Annotated in this window: 19 protein-coding genes; 1 reads left to right on the plus strand and 18 read right to left on the minus strand. The window is 39.1% G+C overall.

Going from position 1 to position 18,512, the window contains the following annotated elements; all coding sequences use genetic code 11:
* Positions 1 to 47: 47 nt before the first annotated feature.
* From GOM46_RS05080 to GOM46_RS05135, 12 genes are all read right to left on the minus strand, one after another.
* Entirely contained in the window at positions 48 to 263 is a 216-nt protein-coding gene (locus GOM46_RS05080; protein WP_001232087.1) for a YozE family protein, read from the minus strand.
* 8 nt (positions 264 to 271) lie between these two features.
* A complete protein-coding gene (cvfB, locus tag GOM46_RS05085) occupies positions 272 to 1,126 on the minus strand; it encodes an RNA-binding virulence regulatory protein CvfB (RefSeq protein ID WP_025170040.1) in 855 nt (284 codons plus the stop codon).
* Positions 1,127 to 1,186: 60 nt separating this feature from the next.
* Complete coding sequence (gene frr, locus GOM46_RS05090) at positions 1,187 to 1,744, minus strand: ribosome recycling factor (RefSeq protein ID WP_006150944.1); 558 nt, start codon at positions 1,742 to 1,744, stop codon at positions 1,187 to 1,189.
* Positions 1,745 to 1,752: 8 nt separating this feature from the next.
* The gene (gene pyrH, locus GOM46_RS05095; RefSeq protein WP_006150940.1) at positions 1,753 to 2,490 is read right to left on the minus strand and encodes a UMP kinase; all 738 of its coding nucleotides are present in this window, start codon (positions 2,488 to 2,490) and stop codon (positions 1,753 to 1,755) included.
* A gap of 83 nt (positions 2,491 to 2,573) precedes the next feature.
* Positions 2,574 to 3,908: a methylenetetrahydrofolate--tRNA-(uracil(54)-C(5))-methyltransferase (FADH(2)-oxidizing) TrmFO gene (gene trmFO, locus GOM46_RS05100; RefSeq protein ID WP_006150926.1), complete on the minus strand. Its 1,335-nt coding sequence runs from the start codon at positions 3,906 to 3,908 to the stop codon at positions 2,574 to 2,576.
* A gap of 155 nt (positions 3,909 to 4,063) precedes the next feature.
* Complete coding sequence (locus GOM46_RS05105) at positions 4,064 to 5,020, minus strand: hypothetical protein (RefSeq protein ID WP_235083306.1); 957 nt, start codon at positions 5,018 to 5,020, stop codon at positions 4,064 to 4,066.
* A gap of 78 nt (positions 5,021 to 5,098) precedes the next feature.
* Entirely contained in the window at positions 5,099 to 5,977 is an 879-nt protein-coding gene (gene rsmI, locus GOM46_RS05110; RefSeq protein WP_006150929.1) for a 16S rRNA (cytidine(1402)-2'-O)-methyltransferase, read from the minus strand.
* A gap of 2 nt (positions 5,978 to 5,979) precedes the next feature.
* Positions 5,980 to 6,297: a DNA replication initiation control protein YabA gene (gene yabA / locus GOM46_RS05115; protein WP_006150928.1), complete on the minus strand. Its 318-nt coding sequence runs from the start codon at positions 6,295 to 6,297 to the stop codon at positions 5,980 to 5,982.
* Positions 6,298 to 6,333: 36 nt separating this feature from the next.
* A complete protein-coding gene (locus GOM46_RS05120) occupies positions 6,334 to 7,218 on the minus strand; it encodes a DNA polymerase III subunit delta' (RefSeq protein WP_006150936.1) in 885 nt (294 codons plus the stop codon).
* Positions 7,215 to 7,853 (minus strand): dTMP kinase, encoded by a 639-nt coding sequence (gene tmk, locus GOM46_RS05125; RefSeq protein ID WP_006150939.1) that lies wholly within the window; start codon positions 7,851 to 7,853, stop codon positions 7,215 to 7,217. Before tmk ends, GOM46_RS05120 begins: the two co-directional genes overlap by 4 nt.
* 270 nt (positions 7,854 to 8,123) lie before the next feature.
* Complete coding sequence (tuf, locus tag GOM46_RS05130) at positions 8,124 to 9,320, minus strand: elongation factor Tu (protein ID WP_006150925.1); 1,197 nt, start codon at positions 9,318 to 9,320, stop codon at positions 8,124 to 8,126.
* A 204-nt stretch (positions 9,321 to 9,524) separates the two neighbouring features.
* Entirely contained in the window at positions 9,525 to 10,625 is a 1,101-nt protein-coding gene (locus GOM46_RS05135; RefSeq protein WP_006150933.1) for an AI-2E family transporter, read from the minus strand.
* Positions 10,626 to 10,730: 105 nt separating this feature from the next.
* Here GOM46_RS05135 and pbp3 point away from each other — a divergent pair, with 105 nt between their 5' ends.
* Positions 10,731 to 11,972, plus strand: coding sequence for a D-alanyl-D-alanine carboxypeptidase PBP3 (pbp3, locus tag GOM46_RS05140; RefSeq protein ID WP_006150945.1), 1,242 nt, complete (start codon positions 10,731 to 10,733; stop codon positions 11,970 to 11,972).
* A gap of 26 nt (positions 11,973 to 11,998) precedes the next feature.
* On the opposite strand, the gene GOM46_RS05145 is transcribed toward pbp3, so the two are convergent.
* From GOM46_RS05145 to sufD, 6 genes are all read right to left on the minus strand, one after another.
* Positions 11,999 to 13,396 (minus strand): APC family permease, encoded by a 1,398-nt coding sequence (locus tag GOM46_RS05145; RefSeq protein ID WP_235083307.1) that lies wholly within the window; start codon positions 13,394 to 13,396, stop codon positions 11,999 to 12,001.
* A gap of 138 nt (positions 13,397 to 13,534) precedes the next feature.
* Positions 13,535 to 14,104 (minus strand): hypothetical protein, encoded by a 570-nt coding sequence (locus GOM46_RS05150; protein WP_006151203.1) that lies wholly within the window; start codon positions 14,102 to 14,104, stop codon positions 13,535 to 13,537.
* A 19-nt stretch (positions 14,105 to 14,123) separates the two neighbouring features.
* Positions 14,124 to 15,536: a Fe-S cluster assembly protein SufB gene (gene sufB, locus GOM46_RS05155; RefSeq protein ID WP_006151262.1), complete on the minus strand. Its 1,413-nt coding sequence runs from the start codon at positions 15,534 to 15,536 to the stop codon at positions 14,124 to 14,126.
* Between the two features lie 35 nt (positions 15,537 to 15,571).
* A complete protein-coding gene (gene sufU, locus GOM46_RS05160) occupies positions 15,572 to 16,012 on the minus strand; it encodes a Fe-S cluster assembly sulfur transfer protein SufU (protein ID WP_006151184.1) in 441 nt (146 codons plus the stop codon).
* On the minus strand, positions 15,999 to 17,225 hold the full coding sequence (locus GOM46_RS05165; protein WP_006151186.1) for a cysteine desulfurase: 1,227 nt from the start codon (positions 17,223 to 17,225) through the stop codon (positions 15,999 to 16,001). The genes sufU and GOM46_RS05165 overlap by 14 nt, the downstream gene beginning before the upstream one ends.
* A gap of 10 nt (positions 17,226 to 17,235) precedes the next feature.
* The gene (sufD, locus tag GOM46_RS05170) at positions 17,236 to 18,498 is read right to left on the minus strand and encodes a Fe-S cluster assembly protein SufD (RefSeq protein WP_006151281.1); all 1,263 of its coding nucleotides are present in this window, start codon (positions 18,496 to 18,498) and stop codon (positions 17,236 to 17,238) included.
* Between the last annotated feature and the right edge of the window lie 14 nt (positions 18,499 to 18,512).

Raw genomic sequence — 18,512 nt, forward strand, 5'->3', positions numbered from 1 at the left:
ATAGCAAAGGCATTTAGAAATTGCTATCCTTAACACCTATGCCCTTTTTAATGTTCTAAATATTCCTGCCAGATGCGATCGAAGTCTCCCATATTAAAAGAAAAACTGGCATGTTCTTCTAAAAATCGACTCACCTGATCGAAATCATCCGTATGTTTTGGGAAGGCTGACTCCTCAAAGGCAAGATCCGCTAAAATGGCTTTGGGACTATTACTTTTAGGATTTCGTTCTGTCATAAGCCAGGTATAAAATGATTTTCTCATAGGCCTCCCTAAATCAACTCTGTACCAAACTGGTCTTGTTTAACTTTGCCAGCTTTCATTAATCCGCCGAGAGCTTTTTTGAACTGACCTTTTGAGATACCAAAAGTAGCCTTGATATCATCTGGTGATGATTTGTCATTTAAGGTCATGAAGCCACCATTACTTTCCAAGTAAGTCAGAATCATTTGTGCATCATTTTCTAACATCTCAAAAGATCGTGGTTTTAAAGAGAGATTAAGCGTTCGGTCAACCTCACGGAAACCAATAACTCGCGCATCTAACACTTGTCCCAAACGTGGTTCTGCATAGCGCTCACTTGGATGGATAAATCCAAGCATGTTGTTCTCTGGTAGATAGACAAAAGTTCCTGATAGCTTAAGACGATAAACGATTGCAGGCCAGTTCTGATTTTGCATGTTGTTGTATGCTGGACGTGCCAAACGTTGGAAGTCTTCCTGATAAGCTAAGATTCCCCAGATACGGTCTTTCTTGTCTACTTCTAAACGAATATAAAGTTTATCGCCCTTCTTAGGCCAGAGCTCTTTCAGTTCAGGCAGGATATCAAGTGACACAACGATCTCCTTGTCAGGAAGCCCTGTATCAACAAAAACACCCAAATCCTTACGAACCTCTGTTACTGTACCCCAACCGAATTGATCCTGAGTTGCAGTCACTTCTTGAGTTGTCAAGCGAAGTTTTTGCTTCATGTCTGTGTAGGCAAAACCTTTAACAGTATCACCAACTGTATGCTGACCTTCTTCCTTAGCAAGAGCGTATGTTTGACCATCCTTTTGAACAAAGTAAAAACGGTCATTTTCATCGATGACAAGTCCAACGATAAAACTTGCAAGATTTGTATTCATGTTTCCTTCTTTCGAATAAAACTCAGCCAGCAATGCCAACTGAGTTTTTCTGTTTATTTCTTAGACTTCCAAGATTTCTTTTTCTTTATTGGCAGTCATCTCGTCGATGTATTTAACAGCATCGTCTGTGGCTTTTTGAATATCTTTTTCAAGAGTCTTCAATTCATCTTCAGTGATTTCTTTAGCTTTTTCTTGTTTTTTAGCTTCATCCATAGCGTCACGACGGATATTACGGATAGCTACTTTAGCATTTTCACCAACTTTTTTCACTTCTTTAGCGAGATCGCGACGAGTTTCTTCTGTAAGAGCTGGGATAACCAAGCGAATAACAGAACCATCGTTAGCTGGTGTAATACCAAGATCTGAAGCGTTCAAAGCACGCTCGATATCCTTCAATGAAGATTTATCAAATGGTGTTACCAACAAGACACGCGCTTCAGGAATTGTGATAGAAGCAATTTGGTTAAGAGGTGTTTCGACACCATAGTATTCAACAGTAATACGGTCCAGCAAGCTAGCGTTAGCACGACCTGCACGGATACCACCAAATTCACGAGCAAGTGAGTGGTGAGATTGAGTCATTCTCTCTTTAGCTTTTTCTACAATTGCGTTAGCCATAATTTTTCCTATTCCTTTTCTTCGATATTGTTTGAAACTGTTGTACCGATATTTTCACCAAATACAACACGTTTGATATTACCAGGTTGGTTCATATTAAAGACTACCAAGTCGATGTCGTTATCCATTGATAGAGTTGAAGCTGTTGAATCCATGATACCAAGGCCCTTATTGATAACATCACGGTGAGTCAACTCTTCAAATTTAACAGCAGTTTTATCTTTCTTAGGATCAGCATTGTAGACACCGTCTACACCATTCTTAGCCATCAAAATAGCGTCTGCTTCAATTTCAGCTGCACGAAGAGCTGCTGTAGTATCCGTTGAGAAATATGGTGAACCGATTCCTGCACCAAAGATAACGATACGATCTTTTTCGAGGTGGCGAAGGGCACGTCCACGAATATAAGGCTCCGCTACTTGTTGCATGGCAATAGCTGTTTGTACGCGAGTATCAACCCCTACTTGTTGCAATGAATCTGCCATCACAAGAGCATTCATGACTGTCCCAAGCATTCCAGTGTAATCCGCTTGAACACGATCCATACCAGCTTCTGCTGCAGGTTCACCACGCCAAAGGTTTCCACCTCCGATAACCAAGGCAATTTCAATTCCTAGTTCGTGAACTTCCTTGATTTCTTGGGCCATACTTTGGACAGTTTTGATATCAATCCCGACACCACGTTCGCCAGCAAGGGCTTCACCAGATAGCTTGATTAAGATACGTTTATACTTAGGTTCTACCATTTTCTCTCTCCTTTTTTTATCCTACCTATTTTATCACAATTTCAAAGATTTTTATAGTATCATGAGCAATTCTTTCAAAAAAATTAGACAGATAAAAATTCCTCTAAATCAGACAATGCACGCTCTGCGATTTTTTCATAACGAGTCTTCTTATCACGGATTCGTTCACCTTCTAATTCTTTGATAATGCCGAAGTTGACATTCATAGGTTGGAAGTGTTTGCTATCAGCATGCGTAATATAATGAGCTAAACTACCAATAGCTGTAGTCTCTGGGAAAATAGCTTCGCTTTCTCCCTTGAAAAGACGAGCTGCGTTTATACCTGCTACTAACCCTGATGCTGCTGATTCAACATATCCTTCTACACCTGTCATTTGCCCAGCAAAGAAAAGATTTGGTTGTTTCTTCGAACGATAAGTCTGCTCAAGGAGATTTGGAGAGTCCATATAGGAATTGCGGTGCATAACGCCATAACGGACAAACTCGGCGTTTTCAAGACCTGGAATCATTTGGAAGACACGCTTCTGCTCTCCCCATTTGAGGTGAGTCTGGAATCCCACGATATTGTAGAGACTACCTGCTGCATTGTCCTGACGAAGCTGAACGACTGCATAAGGAGTTTTAAAGTCTCCATCACGAGGTCCCTTGTAATCTTCTGGATATTCTAGTCCAACTGGTTTCATAGGACCATAGAGCATAGTTTTAATGCCACGTTTGGCCATGACTTCAATTGGCATACAACCTTCAAAGTACTTTTCTTTTTCAAAAGAGTTAAGAGGTGCTTCTTCTGCATTAACCAAGGCTTCATGAAAATCCATAAACTCTTGTTTGGTCATTGGAGCATTGAGATAAGCTGCTTCTCCCTTATCATATCGAGATTTGAGATAAACCTTGTTCATATCGATTGTATTGACATCCACAATGGGCGCTGCAGCATCGTAGAAATAAAAACCATCTCCTCCATTAAGTGCATGAATTTTCTCAGCAAGAGCATCACTAGTCAAAGGACCAGTTGCTACAACTGTAATAGCATCTGTTGGCAATTCTGTAATTTCGTCACGAACGACCTCAATCAAAGGATGATTGGCAATCTTTTCAGTAACCATTCGAGAAAAACCATCACGATCAACCGCGAGAGCACCACCAGCAGGAACACGCGTTGCTTCTGCTGATTCCAAGATAAGAGAGCCTAGACGACGCATTTCTTCCTTGAGGAGGCCAACAGCATTTGTAAGTGCATCCCCACGCAATGAGTTAGAACAAACCAACTCTGCAAAATTGTCTGTTTTATGTTGAGGTGTTGACTTGACACCACGCATTTCATAAAGTTTAACAGGAATACCACGCTCTGCGATTTGGTAGGCTGCTTCAGAACCCGCCAATCCAGCACCGATAACATTGATATAAGATTGAGACATGACACTAATACCTCTTTGGGTGCAAACTTAAATCCATTTCAAAAATCACCGGACTGTTTGACACCCACAAATCTTTCTAAATTAATACTTGGTCCATTATACCAAAAAGCTAAGTAAAAAGACAGACAGGAGAATTCCTGAATGTCTTTCAAAAATTATTGTTTATGGAAACTGAAAGATTTAAAAGCATACCGATTACTTTTGTCTTTGTAAGTTATGCCAAAACCTACTTCTGTATTTCTAGGCAAGTTTTCAATTTCAACTATTTGAGCAAGTAAATATTGAAAATCAGAATCAGTCCAATTGTCAATATCCTCATTAGCTAATTGAAGGTTTTGTCTTCGTACCTGCTCTATGTCAATATCTATGTCAATACTAAAGGTCGAACGATTGTCTGCAACCCTTTTTAACAGTAAATCTCGATTGCGAACAAGCGTCTCTTCATCAAGATTGTTGACTCTACTTGGGTCTAGGTCCTCAATTAAGGGAGTGAGTTCTTCTACATCCGTCTTCAAAATTGCTTCTCTTTTCTCTCTCTCTTCAAGACGGGTTTTGGGGTTGCCACTATATTCTTCTTTCGGTTCCAAAGAATAATAGGATTCAAAGGAGTCCAATTCAACTGATTTTTTAATATAAAGCTTCCTAAGCTGATTATCCTTTAAATATGTTGAAGTCAAACTAGCACTTTGAAGTATCGTATTGTAAGCTTCTTTAAGTCGGTCATAGTTCTTATCTTCAGAAACATACTCCATTTCTAAACGGTAAACTGTTTTTTTGGAAAAACCAAAGAAAATTTTCTTTTCAACTTCTTTAAGCTTCGGATTGTATTTAAGGACTGGAGTTTTCTCAACATAATCTTTTTCAAAATCTACATAAACATCAACAAATTTCTTATTTCCTTTTATGTAAAATGGAAAACCATAGTATCCAAAAGTACCAGCAGTCGAGTATCCTTCTGCTTCTAACCCTGCAGCTTCTACTACGGAACGAATGTTTGAAATAGCTGTTTTAGCTAAATCACGATCGACTCTGTTGTTACATGCTGACAATATAAATAATGTGAGAATAGGCAACAGTAGGCCAATTACTTTCTTCAACACTTTGCTTTTCATTACCCCTCCAATTAAGCATTCGTAGTAAAATACTTATGATTGTTAGATTCACTTCAGGAAGAAGACAAACTTCCCTGTTTAGTTGTTAGCTTGTTTCTCTTCCCACTCATGGTAGGCAGCGTAGAGTTGGCTTTTGTTCCACTGATAAATTTTAGCGACTTCCTTAATGGCTTGATTTTTCTTAACACCTTGTTGGATGCGCTCTTGTATCTCAGAGAATAAATCCTCTTCATCCTTATCTTCTACTACTTGACTAGCACCCTCTACAATCAGAAGACACTCGCCCTTAAGTGGTGTTTTAGAAATACTTTCTAGTAGCTCTGTAATCTGACCTCGTTGGTATTCTTCATAAATCTTGGTCAATTCGCGAACCAGAACTACTGGACGGTCACCATAAACTTCTAGCATATTCTCCAGCGTATCGGCCACGCGATGTGGAGATTCATAGAAAATTTGAGTCTCTGGATAATCTTTTTTCGATTCAAAAAATTGCTTTTGTTGACCTGATTTTCTTGGTAAGAAACCATAAAAAATATGCGGTTGGGGTGCTAAGCCACTGGCAATCAAGGCAGAAATTCCTGCACTAGCCCCTGGAACTGTGATAACTGCGATATCCTCTTCAATTGCCGCCTTAACCAAATCGTGACCTGGATCTGAAATGCTAGGAAGTCCTGCATCGGAAACTTGAGCAATACTTTGACCGTCTTTTAAAAGTCGAATCAAATCAGGAATCTTTTCCTTGGCGTTGTGCTCATGAAAACTGATTTGTTTGGTCGGAATATCAAAATGCTTGAGTAAAAGCCCAGTATTTCGTGTATCCTCGGCAGCAACCCAGTCCACTTCTTTCAAGGTCTGAATGGCACGAAAGGTCATATCCTCAAGATTTCCAATTGGCGTTGCAACAAGATATAGTTTACCATAAGGTGACTGACCTTTAAAACTTTTTTGAATTTGCATGCTTACTCCCTAAACAACAACTCATCACAAAACATACATTCCGCATCTTGTTCACGACGCTGTCCATAAAAATCACGACACACATGAAAGCCATCTTCATAGATTCGACGAACATTTTCTCGAACATGCTTGGTCTTTGCAGGCGTAGAATCTTCCTCCTCGCCCAAGCGCTCTCTCAATTTATCATTTTCCAAGCGAAGAGCTGTATTCTCTTCTACTACACTCTTGAGATTTTTTTTGATGGCTTCGACATCTGCCAAGGTTGCCAACAACTGTTGAGAAAAATCATCTAAAGCATCAAATAATTCTTTTTTGTTCATAGACAGCCCTTTCTTTATTCTGTTTTCATCTTCATATTATTGTAAAACGAGGTATTCCAAAGCATTTTGGAAAGACACATTTGCCTTCCACATTCTTCTAGCTTCGAGAAGGTTTTGCAAGATTCTACGAGCTGAATTTTTTAGAATCTCTTGTCCCGCGATTACTTCTAGAATTCTAAATACCTGGTCTTGCTTTTCTTTGTCGTCTGCTAAACTAGCTAATTTTGCCACCTGCAAATACGCTTCCTTTTTCCCAGTTTCTAACCATGCAAAGAAACGCTCACTTTCTTCTACCAAAGTCCAAAAACTTGTTTGATTTATTAGTTTTTCGGCTTCTGCTTGCGATTGACTGAACTCAGCTAAGAGTCTTGCTTTATTTTTGACCAATCCTGCTTTTTCGAATTCAACCATAAGATTTGCCACTTGTTTCTTGAATTGGAAAATCTGTGTCCGACTTCGAATGGTTGGCAAAATTTGTTCTTGATCATTGGTTAAGAAGAAAATATAGATTTCACTTTGAGGTTCTTCGATAACCTTTAGAAGTGAATTAGCAGCATTAACATGCATTTTTTCAGCTTGTTCAATGATAAAAACCTGACGTTGATTTTCAATCCCTGATTGAGAAAACTGACTAACTAGTTCTCTAATTCTTTCTGTTTTTATAATCTGATTAATGGGACGAATAATTGTGACATCAGGAAATTCTTCTTGGTCAATCAACTTACAATTTCGACAAGACTCGCAGGGTAAGACATCCTGTTTTTCAGTACAAAACAAACTCTTAGACAGAAATAAAGCCATCTCCATACTTCCAAAAAAGCCTGAAAAGAGATAGGCATGATTGAGCTGTTTTTGTTCTAAGATATGAACAAAACGTTCAAATTGTTGTGGTTGACAAGCCTTTAATTGCTCTTGATTCATTCTTGCAGCCCCATTCTGTCAAATAAGACTTTCTTAGTATTCTCAACAACTTGATCTAGTGGTAAGCTGGCATCAATCTTAACAATGCGATCACCTTCTTTTTCAAGAAGGGAGAGATATCCCTGACGGACTTTGCGATGCAAGTCTAAACCTTCCAAGTCTAAACGATTCACTTCACGATTACTATTTGCTGCGATTCGTTCAAGACCTTTCTCAACATCAATATCAAAATAAAGTGTCAAATCAGGCTTTAACCCATCTGTAGCATATTGGTTGAGCCATTCAATAGCATCAATGTCCAAACCACGACCAAAGCCTTGATAAGCAACCGAGCTATCAATAAAACGATCCATGATGACCAGTTTACCGGCTGCAAGGGCAGGTAAAACCTTTTCCACTAAATGTTGTCGACGACTAGCTATATAAAGTAAAAGCTCTGTCTTGGCATCCATTTGAGTATGACTTGGGTCTAGAATAACTTCACGAATCTTTTCACCAATCAATACGCCACCGGGTTCACGTGTCGTTAAGACCCCAAAATTTTTTTCTTCTAACACAGGAAGGATAGCTTCAAGTACACTTGTTTTACCAGCTCCCTCTGGCCCCTCTAAAGAGACTAAAAATCCTTTTGACATGACGAACTCATTTCTTTTTTTCTTCCTTCTATTTTATCAAAAAAAGAGGCATTTGTGAAAAGCTTTTTAGCCTAATAAAAATTTATTCTGAAAAACTAGGATATATATTCGTTAATAAAGTAGATAATTATTTAATTAAGTTTCTATATTCGTAATCAACTACCATACTGTCTTATTTTGTCTTTGTATAGCTAGAAAAAAAGAACCTTGCTTAGCAAGATTCTTTTAGTGTCTGACTTAAATAATTGTTCTTCTGGGAACTAAATCGAATTAAGCTTCGATTTCTGTAACCATACCTGAACCAACAGTACGTCCACCCTCACGGATAGAGAATGTAGTACCTTGTTCTACGGCGATTGGGTGGATCAACTCAACGTCGATTGTCACGTTATCACCTGGCATTACCATTTCAGTACCTGCTGGAAGTTCGATTGAACCTGTAACGTCAGTAGTACGGAAGTAGAATTGTGGGCGGTAGTTGTTGAAGAATGGAGTGTGACGTCCACCTTCTTCTTTTGTAAGGATGTAAACTTCACCTTTGAATTTAGTGTGTGGGTTGATTGAACCTGGTTTAGCGATAACTTGTCCACGTTCGATTTCATCACGTTGGATACCACGAAGAAGCACACCTACGTTGTCTCCTGCAAGACCTTCGTCAAGTTGTTTACGGAACATTTCAACACCAGTAACAACTGCTTTTTGGATTTCTTCTTTGATACCAACGATTTCGATTTCGTCGTTGACACGAACGACACCACGGTCGATACGTCCTGAAGCAACAGTACCACGTCCAGTGATTGAGAATACGTCTTCGACTGGAAGAAGCAATGGTTTGTCAGTGTCACGTTCTGGTTCTGGGATGTACTCATCAACTGTGTTCATCAATTCCATAACGATATCTTCGTATTTAGTGTCACCTTCAAGGGCTTTAAGAGCTGAACCTTGGATAACTGGAAGATCGTCACCTGGGAAATCGTATTCTGAAAGAAGGTCACGAATTTCCATTTCAACCAATTCAAGCAATTCTTCGTCGTCAACCAAGTCAACTTTGTTCATGAAGACGATAAGGTGTTTAACACCAACCTGACGTGAAAGAAGGATGTGCTCACGAGTTTGTGGCATTGGTCCGTCAGTTGAAGCTACTACAAGGATAGCTCCGTCCATTTGAGCGGCACCAGTGATCATGTTTTTAACGTAGTCCGCGTGTCCTGGAGCGTCGATGTGAGCGTAGTGACGTTTTTCAGTTTCGTACTCAACGTGCGCAGTGTTGATAGTGATACCGCGTTCGCGTTCTTCTGGAGCAGCATCGATAGACGCATAGTCTTTTGGTTGGTTAACTGATGAAGGCAAGCGACGTGCCAAAACAGTTGTGATAGCTGCAGTTAGGGTAGTTTTACCGTGGTCAACGTGTCCGATAGTACCAATGTTAACGTGTGGTTTACTACGATCGTATTTTTCTTTTGCCATTTGAGTAAAAGCCTCCAATAAAATATATTTTATAGATAGACAGTAGGCAATACAGTCTAACTTTCCTTACTATTTTATCAAATTTTAGCTAAATTGCAAGTGTTTTACAAAGTTTTTGTGAATTATTCTTATACTTATTCGAAGTCCTTGATTTATTAATAAAAAAATAGAGAAACAGTTAAATCTGTTTCTCTATTAATATCGTTACATTTTTTCAACTTCTTGTACTTCTTTGTGTTTTTCGTAAAGTTGTACAAGGAATTTGGATATTTCTTTTAATATAGAATAAGTTGGGACGGCAACAATCATACCAATAACACCATAGATATTACTTGACAATAATAACAGAACCAGGATAGTAATTGGATGAACTTTCATAACACCACCAACAATTCGAGGATAGAGGATATTGCCATCCACTTGTTGGATAATCAACATATAGATGACAGCAATAATCATCTTTTGTGGATCCGTAAATAGATTTGAAATAACCATTGGAACCAAACCGATACTTGGACCAACATAAGGTATCAAATTCGCCAAACCAGAAAAAATAGCAAAGACCAATGCATACTTGAGTCCAATGACACTATATCCGATAAAGGCCAGACATCCGATTATGAATGCATCAATTGATACACCGCTAATGTAACGGGAAATAGTCGCATTCAAGTTTGTTAATAAACCAGAAATATTCAGTCTATCTCTTTTTAAAACAGTTCTTTCTAACATCGGTAAGAACTTATGCCCATCTAGTAGGAAGTATACCAAGAAAACTGGCGTCATAATGATAATTAAAACTGTACTTACTAATGCTGACAGAACGCTACCGACACTGTTTGTTACGCTATTTAAGATATTTTGCAGAATATCAACATAAGAAAGATTTAATTGCTGGATTGTTTGTTGAATATCAAGCTCTTGGAAAGTAGGATATTTTGATAATTCTATTACTAAATCTTGGAGTCGACCATAGATTCCTTGACTAGATATAATCAAGCTACTCAACTGATTGATTAAAATCGGTAAGAGATAGACAACACCAATGACAAGTGACCCAAAGAGAACAAATAGGGTCAACAAAATTCCTATAATGCGGTTAATTTTGCACTCTTTCTCTAAAAAGATAACAATTGGGTTGGTCAAATAGTATAAAAATCCTCCTAATAAAAAGGGAATCATGATGGTATTAACGACACTTACAAATGGTGTAATAATTGCCCCCATTTCCCTCCATAGGTAGAAAATTAAGGTTATTAATAAAATCTCAGTTGTCCAGAAGAATAATTTATTTCTTCGAAACATAGGCCACCTCCTCTTTTTCCTATTTTACCATAATTCGAAAAAGATTGATAACCTTCATCATAAAAATAAGAATATTTTTTGTCTTTATGATAGAATAAAGTTACTATGAAGAAATTATTTTTAACATTAATCACACTTATTTCATTTGGTTCTGCTACTACTGCTTTTGCCCAGGATTTTGATGTCGCCGCAAAACATGCCATCGCTGTTGAAGCGACTACTGGTAAGATTTTATATGAAAAAGATGCGACTCAACCTGTTGAAATTGCTTCTATTAGTAAGTTACTAACTGTTTACTTGGTCTACGAAGCTTTGGAGCAAGGAAAAATCACCCTCTCTACTCCAGTTGAAATTTCAGATTATCCTTACCAACTCACAACCAACTCCGAAGCAAGCAACGTTCCTATGGAAGCTCGTAACTATACTGTTGAAGAGTTACTAGAAGCAACATTGGTATCTAGTGCCAATAGTGCAGCTATCGCTTTGTCCGAAAAGATTGCGGGATCTGAAAAAGACTTTGTAGATATGATGAAGGCCAAACTTCTTGAATGGGGAATCCAAGATGCTACCCTAGTCAATACAACCGGTCTCAACAATGAAACTCTTGGAAACAATATCTATCCAGGTTCTAAGAAAGACGATGAAAATAAATTGAGCGCCTATGATGTAGCTGTCGTCGCTCGTAATCTTATCCTCAAGTACCCTCAGGTCTTAGAAATTACCAAGAAACCTTCCTCTACTTTCAGAGGAATGACCATTACTTCTACTAACTATATGTTGGAAGGAATGCCTGCTTACCGCGGTGGTGTCGATGGTCTTAAAACTGGAACAACTGATAAAGCGGGTGCTTCTTTTGTCGGTACGACTGTAGAAAAAGGAATGCGTATCATCACAGTTGTCCTCAATGCTGATAACCAAGATACAAATCCTTATGCTCGTTTCACAGCAACTTCTGCACTTCTAGATTATATCTCATCAAACTTTGCTCTCCAAACAATTGTAAAACAAGGAGAAAGCTACCAAGATAGTAAATCTCCTGTCCTAGATGGAAAACAAGATACCGTTACAGCAGTTGCTAAAGAAGATATAAAAATTGTTCAACGCCTTGGAAGTCGAGCTCAGTCATCTGTCACCTACACGCCTGATACTACTGAACATACCGCTCCACTTGAAGCAGGTACTGTGGTTGGTCATCTAACCTATGAAGATAAAGACTTAGTTGGTCAAGGCTATATTACCTCTGACAAACCAAGCTTCGAAATGGTTTCTGATAAAAATGTCGAAAAGGCCTTCTTCTTAAAAGTATGGTGGAATCGCTTCGTTCGATTTGTAAATGAAAAATTATAAAAAAATCGCGAGTAATCGCGATTTTTTTATTTTCTTTTTGATAAAGTTGAGTGTTTATAGCCATAAGTAAAGTAAATAATAACTCCTATAATTAAGGCTAAACCAAATGCTATCCATGTTTCAATAGTATATTGTAGCATAAAGGATAGACAAATAAGAATCGATAAGATTGGTAGAAAGGGAACCAGGGGTGTTTTAAATTCTCCCTCTTTAGGCTCTCCCTTATCTTTTCTTAGCTTGATAATCCCATAGGCTAATAAAATAAGATAAGCCAAAGTACAGATATTAAGAAAGGCTGCAATACTAGATAGAGGAAAAATCCCTGCTGCAATCGCTGAAACGACTCCCGTTAAAATAGTAGCATTCTTAGGGACTCGACTTGTCTTAGTTACTTGTTTGAAACTTTGAGGCAAGAGTCCATCACGTGCCAAACTATAAATCATGCGAGATAAGGCATAAGTCATTGAAATACATACTGTAATCAAGGTAAAAATAGCAACAATAGAAACATAGTTTGCTGCCCATCCTATACCAATATTTCTAAGAGCAAAAGCAACCGCATCATCGACATTGAGCTTGCTATAGTGGACAACACCTGTTAAAACTAAGGTTACCAAGGCATAAAGTATGGTTACGATCATCAAGGATAAGACAATTCCACGAGGGATGTTCTTTTGCGGTCGTTGAATTTCATCAACTGCCATAGAAATGGACTCAAAACCTAAGAATCCAAAGAACATGAGTGAAGCTCCAGCCATAATTCCTGTGCTTCCACCATAAATTTGACCAAAACCAAATGGAGCAAAATTGGACCAGTTCTCAGGTTTAATATACCAAATTCCAACTAAGATAAATAAGGCAAGAGCAGAAAATTTTAAAACAACAAGAATCGAATTAAAACGAAGAGCAGTTTTCGAATTCAATAGAACAACACCTGTAACAAGGATAATCACTAAAATTGGTAAAAGATCAATATAAGTACCATTTTCTTGGTTAAATGTCCCGTTTAAGGTTTGTGGCAAGGAAATTCCATAATGACTAAGCAAACCTTTAAAATAGGCTGCCCATCCAGAAGCGACACCAGAGACTGCTGTCATAAATTCCATAATAGTTAACCAACCGGCAATCCAAGCAGGAAATTCTCCCAAAATTGCATATAGATAACTATAAGCGCCACCAGTTGCTGGAACACGAGAAGCAAATTCTGCAAAAAAGAGCGCCGATAAGGAAACACAGATAGCTGAGATAACGATAGAAACAACAAGGGCTGGACCTGCTAATGTAGCTGCAGCTGTTCCTGTAATGGTAAAGATACCTGTTCCCACCATGGCTCCAATTCCCAAGAGAATTAAATCCCATAATTTCAGATGACGATGCATCTCTGTTTTTCCCAGACTTACGTCTTTCGTTCTAAAAATATTCATAATTGATCTCCACTAACAATTATTGTTTTATTTTACCACAAATAATGGATTTTGTGAATATTTATAAAATTGTATATTGAAAAACTGAACAAATTAGTATTTGCTCAGTTTTTATTTCTAGTTAAAATTCGACAGTTATTAGACTTCGTAGTATGGGAACGGACGGTCACTATCTAAAGGACGATTTGGAATTTCTTGTTCCAAAATAGCGCGCCATCCAGATACTAATTCTTCAAAAGTTAATTTGGCTTCTGGAGAAGTTATTGTAATCTTCCGACCAAACCAAGCCATGGTTGCAGTTTCAAACTGAAGCATAGCGTACTGGATTACTGGTACATTTGCTTCTTCATAATTCTCATTTACTGCACACGCTACTTCAGCTGCTTGTGGTAGAAGTTGATTGCTGATTTTATCGACAACACTTGCATCCATCTCTCTCCAAGAAAGTAATTGACCATCCACCTGATAAAAGAGCTCAAAGGTTTCTTGATTTTTCTTAAAATTGGTAAGAACAAAAGCACGTTCCACTGCCTCTGGACCACCAACAGCCTTGACAGCGTTTATAAGAAGATTTTCTTCCATTTGTCTCCAATAATCATCAGCTTCTTCTACTAAATCAATTGTAAAAGGTGGAACAATTTCCTCGGCAGAAATTTCGCCTTTATTTGCTTTTTCGATATTACCAAATAATTTTTTTAAGAATCCCATTTGCTTCTCCTTTTGGGTTTTATCCGACTGATCCTTCCATTTCATAGCTAATCAAGCGGTTAAGCTCAACTGCATATTCCATTGGCAGTTCTTTGGTGAAGGGCTCTACAAATCCCATAACGATCATCTCAGTAGCTTCAGATTCTGACAAACCACGACTCATGAGGTAGTACAGTTGTTCTTCTGAAATCTTAGAAACCTTAGCTTCGTGCTCCAATGCAACTTGCGAGTTGTGAATTTCATTAAACGGAATGGTATCTGATGCTGACAAGTCATCCATGATAATGGTATCACACTCGATGTGAGAAACAGATTTCTTAGAGTTCTTATTAAAGGTCACTTGTCCACGGTAGTCAACCTTTCCTCCGCCTTTAGCGATGGATTTAGACACGATAGATGAGCTTGTATGCGGTGCGTTGTGGATCATCTTGGCACCAGTATCCTGATGTTGCCCTGCATTAGCAAAGGCAATAGAAAGCATGGTCCCACGCGCACCCTCTCCATCAAGGTAAACAGATGGGTATTTCATAGTTGTTTTAGCGCCCAAGTTCCCATCAATCCATTCAACTGTCGCATCTTTCAAAGCTTTGGCACGTTTTGTTACCAAGTTATAGACGTTATCTGACCAGTTTTGGATAGTCGTATAACGCATATAAGCTCCGTCCAAAGCAAAGATTTCTACAATAGCAGCATGCAGACTGTTACTTGAATAAGTTGGCGCTGTACATCCTTCTACATAGTGGACGCTTGCCCCCTCATCAACAATAATCAAGGTACGTTCAAACTGACCAGTATTTTCGTTATTGATACGGAAGTAAGTTTGAAGTGGAATATCCACTTTAACTCCTTTTGGTACATAGATAAAGGTTCCACCTGACCATACTGCTGAGTTGAGGGCAGCTAACTTGTTATCTGTCGGCGGTACCAACTTAGCAAAGTATTGTTTAAACAAGTCTGGGTATTCCTTGAGGGCAGAATCTGTATCTGTAAAGATGATACCTAACTTCTCAAATTCTTCCTTCATGTTATGGTAAACCACTTCTGACTCATACTGGGCAGAAGCTCCAGCAAGATAAGCACGCTCAGCTTCAGGAATCCCAATACGTTCAAAGGTTTCTTTGATTTTTTCAGGAACTTCATCCCAAGAACGGGCTGGTTTATCAGATGGTTTTTGGTAGTAAATCAAGTCATCAAAATCAATCTCTGACAAGTCTGCTCCCCATGTTTGCATGGGCATTTTTTTGAAGGTTTCATAAGATTTCAAACGGAATTCTAACATCCACTCAGGCTCTCCCTTAGCAGCTGATAGTTCACGAATGACATCTTCATTCAATCCTTTTCCTGTCGATAGGACAGGCTCTACATCATCATGGAAACCAAATTTATATTCACCAAGATCGATTGGTTTTGGTTCTACTCTTTCTTCAGCCATAATATCCTTTCTTTCATTATGTGTTTTTATGTTTCTTATTTATTTTCTTGATTTTCAATTGTTCTTTTGAGAGCGTTCCAAGCTAAGGTTGCACACTTAATTCTTTGTGGGAATTTAGCTACACCAGATAAAAAAGCTGCATCTCCAAGACTGTCTTGTCTATCATTTTTTTGACCTTGAACCATTTCTGAAAAAATAGTTGCTAATTCTAAAATCTCTTGCTTTGTCTTACCTAGAACTGCATCCGTCATCATACTGGCAGAGGCAGTTGAAATAGTACAACCTGAATTTAGAAAAGCGATATCTTCCAAGCGATCTTCAGCGTTAAACTTGACAGAGAGATTGATGACATCACCACAGGTAGGATTATTGAGACTGATTTGTTCAGCATCATCTAACTTCCCTTGATGATGGGGATTTTTCGAATGGTCCGCTACCACTGCCATATAAAGACTATCTAGTTTAGAAAGTGCCATTGAAAAACTCCTTTGTCTTTTGTAAAGCATCGACTAACTTGTCGCAATCCGCCTTGGTATTATAGATATAAAAACTTGCACGAGCTGTTGCTGGAACTTCCAAATACTGGAGCAAGGGTTGAGCGCAATGGTGACCGGCACGAACCGCTACTCCTTCATAATCCAATGCAGTCGCAAGGTCGTGAGGGTGAAGGTCTCCTAGGTTAAAGGCAATGACACCTGAACGTTGAGCCAAATCTTGCGAACCGTAAATGGTCAATCCCTCAATTGCCTGCAATTTTGGAAAAACATATGCAATCAATTCCTGTTCATGAGCTTCAATGGCATCCATACCAATGTTTTCTAGGTAATCGACTGCAGCCGCAAGGCCAATCGCACCTGCCATATTGGGAGTTCCAGCCTCAAATTTCCAAGGCAATTCCTTCCAGCTTGCAGATTGTTCATAAACAAAATCAATCATCTCGCCACCAAATTCAACTGGTGACATTTGTTCCAGATATTTTTCTTTACCGTAAAGAACACCGATACCTGTAGGACCAGCCATCTTGTGACCTGAGAAGGCAAAGAAGTCTACATCCAAGTCCTGAACATCAATCTTCATATGAGGTGTAGACTGAGCACCATCTACCACCATAATAGCTCCAACTTTATGAGCCATTTGCGTTATTTCTTTGATAGGATTGACCACTCCAAGAACGTTGGAAGCATGGGCTAGTGAAACGAACTTAACCTTATCAGTCAATTTAGCTCGTAAATCATCCATATCCAGAGCGCCATCTTTGAGATAGACATAGACAAGCTCAGCACCGGTCTTGCGACAAGCTTCCTGCCATGGGATAATATTGGAATGGTGTTCCATGATTGAAATCAAGACCTGGTCTCCCTCGGTCAAGACCTCCTCAGCGAAGCGCGCTACCCAGTTGAGACTAGTTGTGGTACCTCTGGTAAAGAGTACTCCCTTTGTCGAACCTGCGTTGATGAACTTACGAATAGTTTCACGAGCAGCTTCGTAGGAAGCAGTCGCACGCTCTGCCAAAGTATGAACCCCACGGTGAACATTAGCATTATCCTGCTCATAGTAGTGATTTATGGCTTCCAGAACTGCTAGTGGTTTTTGTGTCGTCGCAGCATTGTCCAGATAGACCAAAGGCTCATCATTGACGTTCTGGTCTAAAATTGGAAAATCCTTGCGAATCACTTCTACATCTAACATAGGCTTCCCCTTAGCGTTTTGACAATTTTTCTTCGATCGTCGCAATCATTTCATCACGAACTTCCTTGACTGGAATTTCTACAATAACTGATCCAAGGAATCCACGTACTACCAAGCGTTCTGCAGTTGCTTGATCCAAACCACGACTCATTAGGTAGTACATGTCTTCAGGGTCTACTTGACCGATTGAAGCTGCGTGTCCTGCAGTGACATCATTTTCATCAATCAAAAGAATTGGGTTAGCATCTGAACGCGCCTGGTCAGAAAGCATGAGAACACGGCTTTCTTGTTGAGCATCTGCTCCCTTAGCACCCTTGATGATGTGTCCGATACCGTTGAAGGTCAAAGTTGCTTTTTCAAGGATAACCCCATGTTGAAGGATATTACCGATAGAGTTGCAACCATAGTTAGTCACTCGAGTATCAATCCCTTGAACCTGACGGCCACTTGAAAGCGCTACAACCTTAAGGTCTGCATGGCTACCATTTCCAATCAAGTCACTATCAAAGTCAGCAACAACATTTCCTTCATTCATGACACCGATAGCCCAGTCAATACTTGCATTGTTGCCCAATTTACCACGGCGGCTAATGTAGGCTGTAACATTTTCGCCAAGACGGTCGATCGCTGCAAACTTCACTTGTGCGCCTGAACGTGCAATGACTTCTACTGTGATATTGGCAGTTGCCTTAGCACTACCTTCTCCACGTGACTCCAGACGCTCAAGGTAGCTAAACTTACTGTTCTTACCAGCGATAATGAGGATATGCTTGTTAAATGGCACATCGCTATCGCTGTCTTGGTAGAAAATACCTTCAATTGGTTCTGTGATTTCTACGTTATCTGGAATGTAGAGAACAGCACCACTGTTAAAGTATGCTGTATGGTAGGCTGCCAACTTATCATCATCGTATTTCACTGATGACATGAAAAATTCTTCTACGAGTTCTGGAATATCTTCTAAAGCTGAGTGGAAGTCTGTAAAGACCACTCCTTGTTCAGCCAACTCAACTGGAATTTGTTCAAAAACAGTCTGGGTTCCTACTTGCACCAACTTCAAGTGATTGTCTAGATCAGTGAAGTCAGGTACATTTGCTGACGGTTCACTTTCTGTAATAGTTCCATCACCCAGATTCCAACGGTGAAATTTAACACGCTCAATAACTGGTAATTCTAAACTCTCAATCTTATCAAAGGCTTTTTGACGGAGGTCAGCCAACCAGCTTGGTTCAGCATGCATTTCTGAAAAAAGTTTAATAGTTTCTTTAGTCATTTACTTCTCCTAAA

Source organism: Streptococcus infantis (genome assembly GCF_021497965.1).
Classification (GTDB): Bacteria; Bacillota; Bacilli; order Lactobacillales; family Streptococcaceae; genus Streptococcus; species Streptococcus infantis_B.

Coding starts and splice junctions, on each gene's coding strand:
- GOM46_RS05080 (WP_001232087.1), bottom strand. CDS start 263: ATGAGAAAATCATTTTATACCTGGCTTATGACAGAACGAAATCCTAAA.
- sufB (WP_006151262.1), bottom strand. CDS start 15,536: ATGGCTGAAGAAAGAGTAGAACCAAAACCAATCGATCTTGGTGAATAT.
- tuf (WP_006150925.1), bottom strand. CDS start 9,320: ATGGCAAAAGAAAAATACGATCGTAGTAAACCACACGTTAACATTGGT.
- GOM46_RS05150 (WP_006151203.1), bottom strand. CDS start 14,104: ATGGGATTCTTAAAAAAATTATTTGGTAATATCGAAAAAGCAAATAAA.
- GOM46_RS05165 (WP_006151186.1), bottom strand. CDS start 17,225: ATGTTAGATGTAGAAGTGATTCGCAAGGATTTTCCAATTTTAGACCAG.
- cvfB (WP_025170040.1), bottom strand. CDS start 1,126: ATGAATACAAATCTTGCAAGTTTTATCGTTGGACTTGTCATCGATGAA.
- tmk (WP_006150939.1), bottom strand. CDS start 7,853: ATGTCAAAAGGATTTTTAGTCTCTTTAGAGGGGCCAGAGGGAGCTGGT.
- sufU (WP_006151184.1), bottom strand. CDS start 16,012: ATGGCACTTTCTAAACTAGATAGTCTTTATATGGCAGTGGTAGCGGAC.
- pbp3 (WP_006150945.1), top strand. CDS start 10,731: ATGAAGAAATTATTTTTAACATTAATCACACTTATTTCATTTGGTTCT.
- GOM46_RS05120 (WP_006150936.1), bottom strand. CDS start 7,218: ATGAATCAAGAGCAATTAAAGGCTTGTCAACCACAACAATTTGAACGT.
- GOM46_RS05135 (WP_006150933.1), bottom strand. CDS start 10,625: ATGTTTCGAAGAAATAAATTATTCTTCTGGACAACTGAGATTTTATTA.
- pyrH (WP_006150940.1), bottom strand. CDS start 2,490: ATGGTAGAACCTAAGTATAAACGTATCTTAATCAAGCTATCTGGTGAA.
- trmFO (WP_006150926.1), bottom strand. CDS start 3,908: ATGTCTCAATCTTATATCAATGTTATCGGTGCTGGATTGGCGGGTTCT.
- yabA (WP_006150928.1), bottom strand. CDS start 6,297: ATGAACAAAAAAGAATTATTTGATGCTTTAGATGATTTTTCTCAACAG.
- sufD (WP_006151281.1), bottom strand. CDS start 18,498: ATGACTAAAGAAACTATTAAACTTTTTTCAGAAATGCATGCTGAACCA.
- frr (WP_006150944.1), bottom strand. CDS start 1,744: ATGGCTAACGCAATTGTAGAAAAAGCTAAAGAGAGAATGACTCAATCT.
- GOM46_RS05105 (WP_235083306.1), bottom strand. CDS start 5,020: ATGAAAAGCAAAGTGTTGAAGAAAGTAATTGGCCTACTGTTGCCTATT.
- GOM46_RS05145 (WP_235083307.1), bottom strand. CDS start 13,396: ATGAATATTTTTAGAACGAAAGACGTAAGTCTGGGAAAAACAGAGATG.
- rsmI (WP_006150929.1), bottom strand. CDS start 5,977: ATGCAAATTCAAAAAAGTTTTAAAGGTCAGTCACCTTATGGTAAACTA.